Source organism: Pseudomonas sp. yb_2, from assembly GCF_043103905.1.
Taxonomy (GTDB): Bacteria; Pseudomonadota; Gammaproteobacteria; order Pseudomonadales; family Pseudomonadaceae; genus Aquipseudomonas; species Aquipseudomonas alloputida.
Genome location: NZ_JBICKH010000064.1, coordinates 16066 through 28714 on the forward strand (window position 1 = coordinate 16066; position 12649 = coordinate 28714).

General features: G+C 64.4%; 13 protein-coding genes. 7 read left to right on the forward strand and 6 right to left on the reverse strand.

From position 1 onward, the window contains the following. Window positions 1-77: 77 nt before the first annotated feature. The 6 genes from yegQ to ACF8FB_RS15110 all read left to right on the forward strand — a co-directional run bounded on the left by yegQ (window position 78) and on the right by ACF8FB_RS15110 (window position 6046). Window positions 78-1412, forward strand: coding sequence for a tRNA 5-hydroxyuridine modification protein YegQ (gene yegQ / locus ACF8FB_RS15085; protein ID WP_392511524.1), 1335 nt, complete (start codon window positions 78-80; stop codon window positions 1410-1412). A gap of 81 nt (window positions 1413-1493) precedes the next feature. After that, a complete protein-coding gene (locus ACF8FB_RS15090; protein ID WP_392511533.1) occupies window positions 1494-3215 on the forward strand; it encodes a copper resistance system multicopper oxidase in 1722 nt (573 codons plus the stop codon). Beyond that, complete coding sequence (locus ACF8FB_RS15095) at window positions 3208-4092, forward strand: copper resistance protein B (protein ID WP_392510858.1); 885 nt, start codon at window positions 3208-3210, stop codon at window positions 4090-4092. Before ACF8FB_RS15090 ends, ACF8FB_RS15095 begins: the two co-directional genes overlap by 8 nt. 14 nt (window positions 4093-4106) lie before the next feature. Next, complete coding sequence (locus tag ACF8FB_RS15100) at window positions 4107-4535, forward strand: DUF411 domain-containing protein (RefSeq protein WP_003248913.1); 429 nt, start codon at window positions 4107-4109, stop codon at window positions 4533-4535. Continuing rightward, a complete protein-coding gene (locus ACF8FB_RS15105) occupies window positions 4535-4972 on the forward strand; it encodes a YqaA family protein (protein ID WP_104962177.1) in 438 nt (145 codons plus the stop codon). Before ACF8FB_RS15100 ends, ACF8FB_RS15105 begins: the two co-directional genes overlap by 1 nt. Window positions 4973-5047: 75 nt before the next feature. Further along, window positions 5048-6046: an alpha/beta fold hydrolase gene (locus ACF8FB_RS15110; RefSeq protein ID WP_392511525.1), complete on the forward strand. Its 999-nt coding sequence runs from the start codon at window positions 5048-5050 to the stop codon at window positions 6044-6046. Between the two features lie 72 nt (window positions 6047-6118). Here the strand turns inward: ACF8FB_RS15110 and ACF8FB_RS15115 are convergent, their stop codons facing one another. From ACF8FB_RS15115 to ACF8FB_RS15140, 6 genes are all read right to left on the reverse strand, one after another. Next, window positions 6119-6700: a DinB family protein gene (locus tag ACF8FB_RS15115; RefSeq protein WP_392511526.1), complete on the reverse strand. Its 582-nt coding sequence runs from the start codon at window positions 6698-6700 to the stop codon at window positions 6119-6121. 13 nt (window positions 6701-6713) lie between these two features. After that, window positions 6714-7820, reverse strand: a complete 1107-nt coding sequence (zapE, locus tag ACF8FB_RS15120) for a cell division protein ZapE (RefSeq protein ID WP_350297596.1) — start codon at window positions 7818-7820, stop codon at window positions 6714-6716. Between the two features lie 41 nt (window positions 7821-7861). Then, entirely contained in the window at window positions 7862-9007 is a 1146-nt protein-coding gene (locus ACF8FB_RS15125) for a PQQ-dependent sugar dehydrogenase (protein WP_392511527.1), read from the reverse strand. Window positions 9008-9029: 22 nt separating this feature from the next. Further along, window positions 9030-9347 (reverse strand): hypothetical protein, encoded by a 318-nt coding sequence (locus tag ACF8FB_RS15130; RefSeq protein WP_010953180.1) that lies wholly within the window; start codon window positions 9345-9347, stop codon window positions 9030-9032. 232 nt (window positions 9348-9579) lie between these two features. Beyond that, window positions 9580-10545, reverse strand: a complete 966-nt coding sequence (speB, locus tag ACF8FB_RS15135) for an agmatinase (RefSeq protein WP_004576768.1) — start codon at window positions 10543-10545, stop codon at window positions 9580-9582. Window positions 10546-10570: 25 nt separating this feature from the next. Next, a complete protein-coding gene (locus ACF8FB_RS15140; RefSeq protein WP_064491662.1) occupies window positions 10571-11650 on the reverse strand; it encodes an extracellular solute-binding protein in 1080 nt (359 codons plus the stop codon). A 102-nt stretch (window positions 11651-11752) separates the two neighbouring features. Between ACF8FB_RS15140 and ACF8FB_RS15145 the strand changes: the two genes are divergently transcribed. After that, window positions 11753-12643: a LysR family transcriptional regulator gene (locus ACF8FB_RS15145; protein ID WP_392511528.1), complete on the forward strand. Its 891-nt coding sequence runs from the start codon at window positions 11753-11755 to the stop codon at window positions 12641-12643. The last annotated feature ends 6 nt before the right edge of the window (window positions 12644-12649 follow it).

A 12649-nucleotide genomic window follows, 5' to 3' on the forward strand; every position in this document is an offset into this window, starting at 1 on the left:
CCGTGCTCACTTGACGCAAATCAATACGCACCTTGTCCATCGACCCTAGCATCCCCGCCTTTTGCCCCGGTGCGCACATGAACCCTACTGCCAAGCCCGAACTGCTGGCCCCCGCCGGCACCCTCAAGACCATGCGCTACGCGTTTGCCTACGGCGCCGATGCGGTCTACGCCGGCCAGCCGCGTTACAGCTTGCGGGTGCGCAACAACGAGTTCGATCACGCCAACCTGGCATTGGGGATCGAGGAGGCGCACGCCTTGGGCAAGCGCTTCTACGTGGTGGTCAACATCGCCCCGCACAATGCCAAGCTCAAGACCTTCCTCAAGGACCTGGCACCCGTGATCGAGATGGCGCCGGACGCGCTGATCATGTCCGACCCCGGCCTGATCATGCTGGTGCGCCAGCACTTCCCACAGATGCCGGTGCACCTGTCGGTGCAGGCCAACACCGTCAACTGGGCCAGCGTGCAGTTCTGGCAGCAACTTGGCCTGAGCCGGGTGATCCTGTCGCGGGAGCTGTCGCTGGACGAAATCGAGGAAATCCGCCAGCAGGTGCCGGGCATGGAACTGGAAGTGTTCGTGCACGGCGCCCTGTGCATGGCCTATTCCGGCCGTTGCCTGCTGTCGGGCTACCTCAACAAGCGTGACGCCAACCAGGGCACCTGCACCAATGCCTGCCGCTGGAAGTACGACGCCACGCCGGCCACCGAAAACGCCACCGGTGACATCGTGCGCCAAGTGCAACCCACCCTGGGCCTGGGCGCACCCACCGACCAAGTGTTCCTGCTGCAGGAAAGCAACCGCCCCGGCACTGAAATGCCGGCGTTCGAGGACGAACACGGCACCTACATCATGAACGCCAAGGACCTGCGCGCCATCCAGCACGTCGAGCGCCTGGCCTTGATGGGCGTGCATTCGCTGAAGATCGAGGGCCGCACCAAATCGCACTTCTACTGTGCCCGCGCGGTACAGTCGTATCGCCAGGCGATCGACGACGCGGTGGCCGGGCGACCATTCGACCGCGCCCTGATGGGCAACCTCGAATCCCTGGCGCAACGCGGTTACACCGAAGGTTTCCTGCGCCGCCACGTGCACGACGAGTACCAGAACTACCAGCGCGGCAACTCGGTGTCCGAGCGCCAGCAATTCGTAGGCGAACTGACTGGCGTGCGCGTCGACGGCCTGGCCGAGGTCAAGGTGAAGAACCGCTTCGCCGTGGGCGACCATCTGGAGCTGATGACCCCGCGCGGTAACTACCACTTCGACCTGCACCGCCTGTGCAACCGCCAGCAGCACGCCATCGAGGTCGCACCGGGCGATGGCCATGTGGTGTATCTGCCGATCCCGGAACAGGTTGCCCTCGACTACGGCCTGCTGATGCGCGACCTGCGCATCGACGAAGCAGCAAACTGACAGCACTGTAATGTGCACCTCAGCTACCTGACAGCAGGCGGCAGCGAACATCGTGGCTCTTCCGCATGAGGCCACGCCATGTTGCGCAACCCCTCCCGCCGTACGTTTGTCAAAGGCCTGGGCGCCGCCAGCACGCTGGCGGGCCTGGGTCTGTGGCGCCCGCTGGTCCAGGCCGCTGAAGGCCGAGACCTGGCCGGCCAGCATTTCGAGCTGTTCATTGGCCAGACTCCGGTCAACATCACAGGCCGACCGCGTACCGCACTGACCGTCAACAACAGCCTGCCCGGCCCACTGCTGCGCTGGCGCGAAGGTGACACCGTGACGTTGCGCGTGCGCAACCGACTGGCGCAGGACACTTCGATCCACTGGCACGGCATCATCCTGCCGGCCAACATGGACGGCGTGCCTGGCCTGAGCTTCGCTGGCATCGAGCCCGGCGGCGACTACCTGTACCAGTTCACCCTGCGCCAGAGCGGCACCTACTGGTACCACAGCCATTCGGGGCTACAGGAGCAAGCCGGGGTATACGGGGCGATCGTGATCGAGCCACGCGAGCCCGAAACGCACCGCTACCAGCGCGACCATGTGCTGCTATTGAGCGACTGGTCAGACCAAGCGCCGGAACAACTGATGGCGACGCTGAAGACGCAGTCCGACGCGTACAACTTCCACAAGCGCACGGTTGGCGACTTCATCGATGACGTGGCCGAAAACGGCTGGAGCGCCACCGTCGCCGAACGCACGGCCTGGGCGCGCATGCGCATGAGCCCAACCGACCTCGCCGATATCAGCGCCGCCACCTACACCTACCTGCTCAACGGCCAACCACCACAAGGCAACTTCACCTGCCTGTTCCAGCCAGGCGAAACCGTGCGCCTGCGGCTGATCAATGCCTCAGCCATGACCTACTTCGACTTCCGCATCCCCGGGCTGAAGCTGACGGTGATCGCCGCCGACGGCTTGCCGGTAACCCCTGTGAGCGTGGATGAACTGCGCATTGCCGTGGCAGAGACCTACGACGTGCTGGTGACCGTGGGTGACCAACCCGCCTACACCCTGTTCGCCCAGAGCATGGACCGCACCGGCTTTGCCCGCGGTACCCTGGCCCGTGCGGCCGGGCTGCAGGCGCCGGTGCCTGCCCCCGACCCGCGCCCGGTGCTGAGCATGGAAGACATGGGCCACGGCGGCATGGATGCCATGGCGGACATGGACCACAGAAATCCGCAGGGCATGAACCACGGCAGCATGGCCGGTATGGACCACGCCGCCATGTCGGCCATGCAGCAACACCCGATCAGTGAAACCGACAACCCGCTGGTGGACATGCAGACCATGGCACCGCGCCCCAACCTGGCCGATCCTGGCATAGGCCTGCGTGACAATGGTCGCCGCGTGCTGACCTACGCCGACCTGCGCAGCCCCTACCCCGACCCGGACGGTCGCCCGCCATCGCGTGACATCGAGCTGCACCTGACCGGCCATATGGAGCGCTTCGCCTGGTCGTTCGACGGCATCAAGTTCAGCGACGCCGAACCGCTGCGGCTGACCTACGGTGAGCGCGTGCGCATCACCCTGGTCAACGACACCATGATGACCCACCCCATCCACCTGCACGGCATGTGGAGCGACCTGGAAGACGAGCATGGCCAGTTCCTGGTGCGCAAGCACACCGTCGATATCCCGCCCGGCAGCCGACGCACCTACCGGGTGACCGCCGACGCGCTGGGCCGCTGGGCCTACCACTGCCACTTGCTCTACCACATGGAGACCGGCATGCTCCGCGAGGTACGCGTCGATGAATGACACCCGCAACCGCAGCTTCGTGGCAGGCGTGGCGCTGCTGACCTTGCTCGCCAGTGAACGGGCGATGGCCGCTGGTTCCGAACACACGAACCACGGCCAGATGGGCCATCAGGCCATGCCCATGAACCATGAAAGCATGGGCCACGACCAGCCTTCCCCCAGCCAACCTCGCACGCCCCTGCCTGTCATCACCGACGCCGACCGCCGCGCCGCCTTCCCGCCATTGCCAGGGCACCAGGCGCATGACCGGGCGCTGAACTGGACAGTGATCGTGGACAAGCTCGAATACCAGAACTTCGAGAGCAGCAGTGCCCTGAACTGGAACGCCACCGCTTGGGTCGGTGGTGATATCGACCGCTTGTGGCTGCGCACCGAAGGCGAACGCGAACAGGGCAAGACCCACAAGGCCGAGCTACAGGCGCTGTGGGGCCATGCCGTGAGCCCGTGGTGGGAACTGGTGGCCGGTGCACGCCAGGACTTCAAGCCTGCCAGTGGCCAAACCTGGGCCGCCTTCGGCATCCAGGGCACACCGTTGTACGGCCTGGAGCTGCAAGCCACCGCCTATGCAGGCGAGCGGCAACAGACGGCGCTGCGCCTGGAAGCCGCTTACGCTATGCTGCTGACCAACCGCTGGATACTGGAGCCGACCCTGGAGGCCAACCTCTACGGGCGCAACGACGCCGGGCGCGAACAAGGTGCGGGGCTGGCCGACAGCGAGGTGGGCCTGCGCCTGCGCTACGAAATCACGCGCGGCTTCGCCCCCTACGTCGGGCTCAGTTTCAACCGCCTGCACGGCTCGCGTGCCAACCAGGCCCGAGAAGACGGCGAAGATCTGGGCCAGACCCGCCTGGTCGCCGGTATCCGCCTGCGTTTTTAAAGGAGTGCTTCACCATGCTGCGCAAACACCTGCTGACCCTGAGCCTGCTGGCCGTCACCGGCCTGGCCCAGGCCGCCGAGACCATCGACGTCTACCGCGACCCCAACTGCGGCTGCTGCAAGGCCTGGATCAGCCACCTGCGTGACAACGGTTTTACCGTCAACGACCACGTCGAGCCAAACATGAGCGCCGTCAAGCAACGCCTCGGCGTGGCGCCACGCCTTGCGTCGTGCCACACCGGGGTGATCGACGGCAAGTTCGTCGAAGGCCACGTGCCGGCCGAGCAGGTGCGCCTGCTGGCAAAACGCAACGACCTCAAGGGCCTGGCGGTGCCGGGCATGCCCATGGGCTCGCCCGGCATGGAGATGGGTGACCACAAGGATGCCTACCAGGTCATCGGGGTGACCCAGGATGGCCAGGACACCGTGGTCGCCAACTACTGATGCTCAGCCTGGGGGCGCTGTTTCTCAGCGCCTTTGGTGCCGCCACCCTGCTACCGCTGCAATCGGAGGCCGTGCTGGTCGGCCTGTTGCTGCGCCAGCCCGAGGCCTGGGCGACCCTGCTGTTGGTAGCCACCCTGGGCAACGTGCTCGGCTCGGTGGTCAACTGGCTGCTGGGCCGGGCCATCGAGCACCTGCGCGAGAAACGCTGGTTCCCTTTCAGCGCTGCCCAACTGGCGCGTGCGCAGCAGCGCTACCAACGCTGGGGGCAATGGTCGCTGCTGCTCAGCTGGATGCCGGTGATCGGCGACCCGCTTACGCTGATCGCCGGGATCATGCGTGAGCCATTCTGGCGCTTCCTGTTGCTGGTGACCCTGGCCAAGGCTGGCCGCTATGCGGTGCTTGCGATGATTACCCTGGGCTGGTTTCACGCCTGGTAACACCTTTCAGGTTTCGCGTGGTCCACTGCCTGTTACAGTCGCCCCATTCAACCTGGCCCTACACGGAGTGCCCCCATGCTGCGCGCAACCGCCCTTGCCCTGGCCTGCCTTGCCAGCAGTTCGGCCATCGCTGCCGAGTCGCCTACCTACGGCCCCCAGCTCGAAGGCTTCAGCTACCCGCACCCCCTCAAGCATTTCGACTTCAAGTCCCAGGGCCAGGCCCTGCAGATGGGCTACATGGACGTGCCCGCCCAAGGCCAGGCCAACGGCCACAACGTGGTGCTGATGCACGGCAAGAACTTCTGCGCCGCCACCTGGGAAACCACCATCGACGCCCTGAGCAAGGCCGGCTACCGGGTCATCGCGCCCGACCAGGTCGGCTTCTGTACGTCGAGCAAACCGGCGCATTACCAGTACAGCTTTCAACAACTGGCCGACAACACCCATGCCCTGCTCGAACAGCTGGGTGTGAAGCAGACCATTGTGCTCGGCCACTCCACCGGCGGCATGCTCGCCACCCGCTATGCGCTGATGTACCCCCAGCAGGTGGAACGCCTGGCAATGGTCAACCCGATCGGTCTGGAAGACTGGAAAGCCCTGGGGGTGCCCTACCGCACCGTGGACCAGTGGCATGCCCGCGAACTCAAACTGGATGCCGAAGGCGTACGTGCATATGAACGCAAAACCTATTACGCCGGGCGCTGGAAGCCTGAGTACGAACGCTGGGTGCAGATGCTGGTGGGCTTGAACAAAGGGCCGGGGCATGAAGCGGTGGCGTGGAACTCGGCGCTGATCTACGACATGATCTTCACCCAGCCGGTGTACCACGAATTCAAGCACCTGCAGATGCCGACCCTGCTGCTGATCGGCGACAAGGACACCACGGCCATCGGCAGCGATATCGCGCCGCCGGAGGTAAAGGCCAGGTTGGGCAACTATGCAGAGCTGGGGCCGCAGGTGGCCAAGCTGATACCCAAAGGTGAGCTGATCACATTCGAAGGCATGGGGCACGCGCCGCAAATCGAGGAACCGGTGCGGTTCAATCGCACCCTGGTCGAATGGCTGGGCAAGTGAGCCAAGGATTGGCCCCTGTGGCAGCGTACGCTTTTGTACTTTGCACAAGACCGCTGCTGCCACAGGGTGCCATTACACTTTCCAGATCTGCTCTTCCGTCCAGCCCAGCTCGGCAAAGTCGCCCGTCCGGAACTCGGCCTCTTCCTCGCAGAAAAACTCATCCAGCTGTGGTGGCCTGACCGCTGTATCACTGAGCATCGCGTGCACCTGCCCACGGTGATGCACCTGATGTTCGAACAAATGCGCCAGCAAACGCAGCCGCTGCTCGCGCTGCACCCGATCAGGCCGCACGACGCTCACATAGCGGCCCAGGTCGCCATCACTCAGCCCACGGCAGTAGGCGATCAAACGGTGATCAGCCTGGGCCTGCTCGGCATGCAGGTCGGTGCAGGTGGCAAACGGCTGTTCCGGGTCGAAAAAGCGTTCGCCGTCGGCATCGGGCTGCTCGCCGCGCTGCTCGCACTCGAGCATATGCAGGTAGAACCAATCCACCGTGAGCAAATGGTTGAGGGTGGCCTTGATCGACGGGAAGAAGCTGCAACGCGGGGCGACGAACTCGTCCTGGGTCAGTTGCAGGCAGGCCTTGTACAGGCGGTGATTGGCCCAGCCATTGTTATAGGCCTGGGTCAGCAGATAATGCGATAACGGCTGCATGGTCGGCTCCTTTTCAGGCGAAGCGTTGCAGTTGCATCTCCCGTAGCCGGCTCAGGGTGCGCTGGTACGGGAACGCCAGATACCCTTGAGTGTAGAGGGCATCGAGCGGCACCTGTGCCTCCAGGTACAACGCCACCCGGCGGTCATAGCATTCGTCGACCAGGGCAATGAAGCGGCGAACCGCATCGTCCTTGGGCGACAGCGCAGGCAGTTCACGGTCGCCCGCCACTACCCTCGCCGCGCCATCTTCGGTGCCACGGGCAATACGCCCCGCCCGCTGTTCCCCGCCCAGCGCCGGAATGCCGGATACCAGAATCGAGGGAAAACGGTCGCACAAGGCCATGAACTCCATGGCCGCCAAGGGTTGATCGCACAGATCGGTGAAACGACACCAGATAGCCTGCTCACTGCGTCGCACGACGTGAATGTGCCTTGAGCCAATACCCAAGGGCTGATCAGTGCCGGCATCTTCCGGGCTGAGCTGGCGAAACACCTCGCCCAACTGGCTGGCCTGCCCCGCCTCGGCTACCCAATAGCGCTGCCGCGCTTCACCGGGGTGCAGGCGGTGATCCTGCTCGCCTGCTACCGGCAGTACCTGCATGTGACGACCAATGGCGGCGATGGCTGGCAGGAACCGCTCGCGGTTGAAGCCATCGCGGTAGAGCTGCTCGGGTGGCTGGTTGGAAGTGGCAACAATCACCACGCCCTGATCGAACAATACCTTGAACAGGCGGCCGAGGATGATCGCATCACCGATGTCGCTGACGAACAATTCATCGAAGCACAGCACGCGGATCTGCCGCGCCAGCTCCCCCGCCAGGGCGAGCAGCGGGTCGGCGGTGCCGTTGAGCTGAAACAGGCGTTGATGCACCCAGGCCATGAAGTGATGAAAGTGCTGGCGCCGGCTCGGTATGCGCAGACACTGGTGGAACTGGTCCATCAGCCAGGTCTTGCCGCGCCCGACCGGGCCCCAGAGGTAGAGGCCCTGGGTGGGGCGGCCCTGCTCAAGGGACTGGAAGCAGGCTTGCAAGGCCTCGACGACGCGGGCCTGGGCAGGGTCAGCAACGTAGCCCCGAGTGCTCAGGGCTTGCTGGTAGAGGGTTTGGGGGTCGAGGGCCATGCCGCATTCTACCCGACTGTCACCCTCGGTGCAGGCGCGCGTCAGTCGGCCAGGCCGACCTTGAGTAGCGCACCGTCCTTGTCATCGGTCAGCACATACAGGTAACCATCTGGCCCCACCCGCACATCACGGATACGCGCCTTCAGGTCACCGAGCAACCGCTCCTCGTGCACCACCTTGTCGCCATCCAGTTGCAAGCGGATCAATTCCTGCGTGGCCAGCGCCCCTATGAACAGATTGTGGTCCCAGGCCTTGAACGTTGGGCTGTCGTAGAACGCCATACCGCTGATACCCGGTGACTTTTCCCATACATGGTGCGGGTCGACCATGCCGTCCACATGCTCGCCCTTGGCCTCGGGGATGGGCAGCAGCGAGTAGTTGATGCCGTGGGTCGCAATCGGCCAACCATAGTTCTTGCCAGGCTTTGGGATGTTGATTTCATCACCACCGCGCGGACCGTGTTCGTGGGTCCACAGTTGACCGGTCCAGGGGTTGAGCGCGGCGCCTTGCTGATTACGGTGGCCGTACGACCAGATCTCCGGGCGCACGTTGTCCTTGCCGACGAAGGGGTTGTCTTTGGGCACTTCGCCGTCCGGCAGAATACGCACGACCTTGCCTTGCAACTTGTCCAGGTCCTGGGCAGTGGGACGTTGGTTGTTCTCGCCCAGGGCGATGAACAGGTAGCCGTCGCGGTCGAACACCAGCCGCGAGCCGAAGTGGTTACCCACCGACAGCTTGGGCTGCTGGCGGAAGATCACGGTGAAATTCTCCAGCCGGGCGCGGTCTTCGGACAGCTGCCCGCGGCCGACTGCAGTACCGGCCTTGCCGTCACTGCCCTCCTCGGCGTAGGACAGGTAGACGGTGCGGTCCTTGCCGAACTCCGGTGACAGCGCCACATCCAGCAAGCCGCCCTGGCCTTCGGCCCGGACCTTGGGTACACCGCTGATCGACGGGCCAACCTTGCCTCCGGCATTGACCAGCCGCAGGTTGCCGGCGCGCTCGGTCACCAGCATGTCCTTGCCACCGGGCAGGAAGGCCAGGGCCCAGGGGTTGCGCAGGCCATCGGCAAGCGTGTCGACGATCAAGGTGCCTTCTTCGCTGGGGAACCGCTGTTCGGCCGCTGCATGCGCCCACAGTGGCAGTAGCGCAGCGGCGGTCAGGGTGGCTAGCCAGTGTGCTCGAAGCATGCCGGATTCCTTTCAAGTGGGCTTAAGGCGCACGTGGGTTGTCGCGCGGTGGCCGGGTGGGTTCCAGGTTCGGTGTTTGCTGCTGACGACGCAGGTTGTCGCCGTTACCGATGCCGCGGTTGTCCAGGGTGGGTGGGCGCTGGTACGGGTCGGTGGACGGGCCACGTACCGGTGGCGCAGCCGGCATGCTGCCTTGACGGCTGTTGGGGTTGGCCCGCTGGATCGGGCTGTTGTAAGGGTTGTTGTTGCCGGCAGCACGTTGCACGGGCTGCTGCGCAGCCGCGTGCGCGGGCAGGCACAAGGCCAGGCCGAGGGCCAGGATGGGCAATGTCGGGGTCATGCTTCACCTCCTGTACGAAAATGCCGCGCCTGGTGGGTTTGATAGCCTAAGGCGCGAGGGGTTCGCGGCAAAAGTGTGAATGCGGGTGGAGATGATTCCTGATGTTTCAGTATGGGCCTCGGAGGGCTGCTTTGCAGCCATTCGCGGGCGCGCCCGCTCCACGGTCACCCACAGATTTCTGGCCCTGTGAGACACGTGTGGGAGCGGGCTTGCCCGCGAATGGCCGCAAAATCTACTGGCCGTTGTCCACCTTGTGCCGCGCCGCATACAGGCACAGCATCTCCATGGCCAGGGTTGCCCCGGCCAACGCGGTGATATCGGCATGGTCATAGGCTGGCGCCACTTCCACCAAGTCCATGCCTACCAGGTTGATGCCACGCAGCCCACCCAGAATCTCCAGCGCCTGCACCGTGCTCAGCCCGCCACACACCGGCGTTCCGGTACCGGGCGCGTAGGCCGGATCGAGGCAGTCGATGTCGAAGGTCAAGTACACCGGCCGCTCGCCCACCCGCTGGCGAATCGCTGCAATCACCGCCTCTGTGCCCTGGCGGTGCACTTGCCTGGCGTCGAGAATGGCAAAGCCCTGGCTGTCGTCATTGGTCGTGCGCAGGCCAATCTGCACCGAGTGGGCGGGGTCAACCAGGCCTTCGCGGGCGGCATGCCAGAACATGGTGCCGTGGTCGATGCGCTTGCCCGCCTCGTCCGGCCAGGTGTCACTGTGCGCATCGAAATGGATCAGCGCCAGCGGGCCATGGCGGCGGGCGTGAGCCTTGAGCAGCGGGTAGCTGATGAAGTGGTCGCCACCAAGGGTCAGCATGGCGCAACCCGCCTGCAGAATGTGCTCGGCATGGGCCTCGATGCTGTCCGGTACCGACTGCGGCGTGCCGCTGTCGAAGGGACAGTCGCCATAGTCGATGACCGCCAGGTGGTCGAACGGGTCGAACGCCCACGGCCAGTGGCGGGCCCAGGCCTGCTGGACCGAGGCAGCACGGATCGCCCGCGGGCCGAAGCGCGCGCCGGGGCGGTTACTGGTGGCCGTGTCGAACGGCACACCGCTGACCACCACATCCACACCGCGCAAGTCGCGGCTGTAGCGGCGGCGGGAGAAACTGACAACACCAGCGTAGGTGCTTTCTGCGGCGGTACCATACAGGCTATCGCGGGTCATGGCCTGGTCATTGCTTGCGGCTTGGTCCACGGTCGGGCTCCTTGATTGTCATGGGCTACTGCCGGCTGCGGAAGGCGGTCCACAGACGGTTGCGTTGGCGCAGGTCGGCCAAGGCCATGCTGCGGTCGGCATACAGACGCTGACGCACCTCGGCCGACGGATAGATATCCGGGTCGTTGCGCACCGCTTCGTCCACCAGCGGCGTGGCAGCCTGGTTGGCATTGGCGAAGAACAGCGTATTGGTCAGCGCTGCCACCGACTCTGGCTTGAGCATGAAGGCGATGAACGCCCGTGCGGCCTCGGGGTGCGGGGCGTCCTTGGGGATGACCAGGTTGTCCTGCCATACCAGCGTGCCTTCGCGGGGGATGCGGTAGATCACCTCGAACGGCTTGCCGGCACGCCGGGCCTGGTCGGCGGCCATCGCGGCATCACCGTTGTAGGTCAATGCCAGGCACACGCTGCCATTGGCCAGGTCGTTGATCTGCCGGCCGTTGGCAACGTAGCTGATCGACGGCTGCAGCTGGCTGAGCAGGTTCTGCGCGGCAGCCAGGTCATCCTTGTTCTGGCTGTAAGGGTCCTTGCCCAGGTAGTTCAGGGCTACGCCGATCACCTCCTGGGGCGAGTCAGGCAAAGCGATGCCGCAACCCTTCAGGCGGGTGGCGTACTCGGGCTTGAACAACAGGTCGAGGCTGTCCAGCGGTACATCGCCAAGGCGCTGGCGTACTGCCTCCACATTTACCCCCAGGCCCAGCGTGCCCCAGGTGTACGGCACAGCATGGCGGTTGCCGGGGTCAACCTCGGCCAGTTTGCCCAGCAGGTCCTTGTCGAGGTTGCCATAACCAGGCATGGCCTGAGCGTCCAGCGGTTGCAGGGCATTGGCCTTGAGCGCTCGGGCCAGCACGGTGGATGACGGCACCACCACGTCGTAGCCGCTACCACCGGTCAACAGCTTGGTTTCCAGCACTTCGGGGGTGTCAAAGGTGTCGTACCGCACCTTGTAGCCCGTTTCCTGTTCGAAGCGCTGCAGGGTTTGCGGGGCGACGTAATCGGCCCAGCTGTAGAGGTTGACGACCTTTTCTTCGGCCTGCAGCGGCAGGGCCAGAACCAGAGACAAAAGGCACAACGATCGACGCATGGCGGACACCTCGGTAAATGGGTGGATGCCGCGAGCATGCCAGCCTGGTTACATTGCACCAATGGCAAGTTTGCAAAGCTGACATTCATCAGGAGCAATGTAATGCTTGGACAAGTGCACGACCCCGACCTGCACCTGCTGCGGCTGTTCGTCACTGTAGTCGAGGCGGGTGGCTTCAGCGCCGCTCAAGGCGTGCTGGGCCTGAGCCAGCCCACCATCAGCCAGCGCATGGCGCAACTGGAGGCACGCTTGGGTTACCGCCTGTGCAGCCGTGGCAAGGGTGGTTTTCGCCTGACGGAAAAAGGTGAATTGCTATTGGAGGCGGCGCGTGGGCTACTGCTGAACATCGAGCAGTTTCGCCAGCAGGTCAACGGCGTTGCCGGGCGGCTGCTGGGGACTGTGCGCATAGGCATGGCGGAAAATCAGGACAAGGCGGTGAGCCTGAAACTGGCGGCGGCCATTGCGGCATTTCGCAGGCGAGAGGAATCGGTGCAACTGGAGCTTGTCAGTGCACCGCCGGCGGAGCTGGAACGGCTGTTGCTGGAACAGCGGCTGGACTATGCCATCAGCTATTTTTCCGGCAACCAGGCGGCCTTTGATTACCAGCCCTTGTTCGCGGAACGACAGCGGCTGTATTGCGGCAGGGGGCATGTGCTGTACGGCGAAACGGATGTTGGGCTTGAGCGGTTGCTGGACATGGACCAGGTGCGCCATCCGTACCGTTTTCTCAAAGGGGGCGAACCGTTCCAGAGCAGACGCAGCACGGCAGTGGCGGAGCAGATCGAAAGCGTGCTGACGTTCATTCTGTCTGGTCGGCATATTGGCTACTTGCCATGCCACTGTGCACAGGCCTGGGAGGCCGAGGGGCTGTTATGGGCGCTGGACCCTGAGCTTGATTTTGCGGTGCCGTTCACCCTGGCCCGGCACCGGGCACAGGGGGTTGGCGAGGCAGCCCATGTATTTGCGCAGGATTTGCTGGCGGCGTTTGCCTGAACAGGC

Bases quoted from the DNA above. Each gene is read 5' to 3' on its own strand.
- yegQ (WP_392511524.1), top strand. From the start codon at position 78: ATGAACCCTACTGCCAAGCCCGAACTGCTGGCCCCCGCCGGCACCCTC.
- ACF8FB_RS15095 (WP_392510858.1), top strand. From the start codon at position 3,208: ATGAATGACACCCGCAACCGCAGCTTCGTGGCAGGCGTGGCGCTGCTG.
- ACF8FB_RS15100 (WP_003248913.1), top strand. From the start codon at position 4,107: ATGCTGCGCAAACACCTGCTGACCCTGAGCCTGCTGGCCGTCACCGGC.
- ACF8FB_RS15105 (WP_104962177.1), top strand. From the start codon at position 4,535: ATGCTCAGCCTGGGGGCGCTGTTTCTCAGCGCCTTTGGTGCCGCCACC.
- ACF8FB_RS15110 (WP_392511525.1), top strand. From the start codon at position 5,048: ATGCTGCGCGCAACCGCCCTTGCCCTGGCCTGCCTTGCCAGCAGTTCG.
- ACF8FB_RS15115 (WP_392511526.1), bottom strand. From the start codon at position 6,700: ATGCAGCCGTTATCGCATTATCTGCTGACCCAGGCCTATAACAATGGC.
- zapE (WP_350297596.1), bottom strand. From the start codon at position 7,820: ATGGCCCTCGACCCCCAAACCCTCTACCAGCAAGCCCTGAGCACTCGG.
- ACF8FB_RS15125 (WP_392511527.1), bottom strand. From the start codon at position 9,007: ATGCTTCGAGCACACTGGCTAGCCACCCTGACCGCCGCTGCGCTACTG.
- ACF8FB_RS15130 (WP_010953180.1), bottom strand. From the start codon at position 9,347: ATGACCCCGACATTGCCCATCCTGGCCCTCGGCCTGGCCTTGTGCCTG.
- ACF8FB_RS15140 (WP_064491662.1), bottom strand. From the start codon at position 11,650: ATGCGTCGATCGTTGTGCCTTTTGTCTCTGGTTCTGGCCCTGCCGCTG.
- ACF8FB_RS15145 (WP_392511528.1), top strand. From the start codon at position 11,753: ATGCTTGGACAAGTGCACGACCCCGACCTGCACCTGCTGCGGCTGTTC.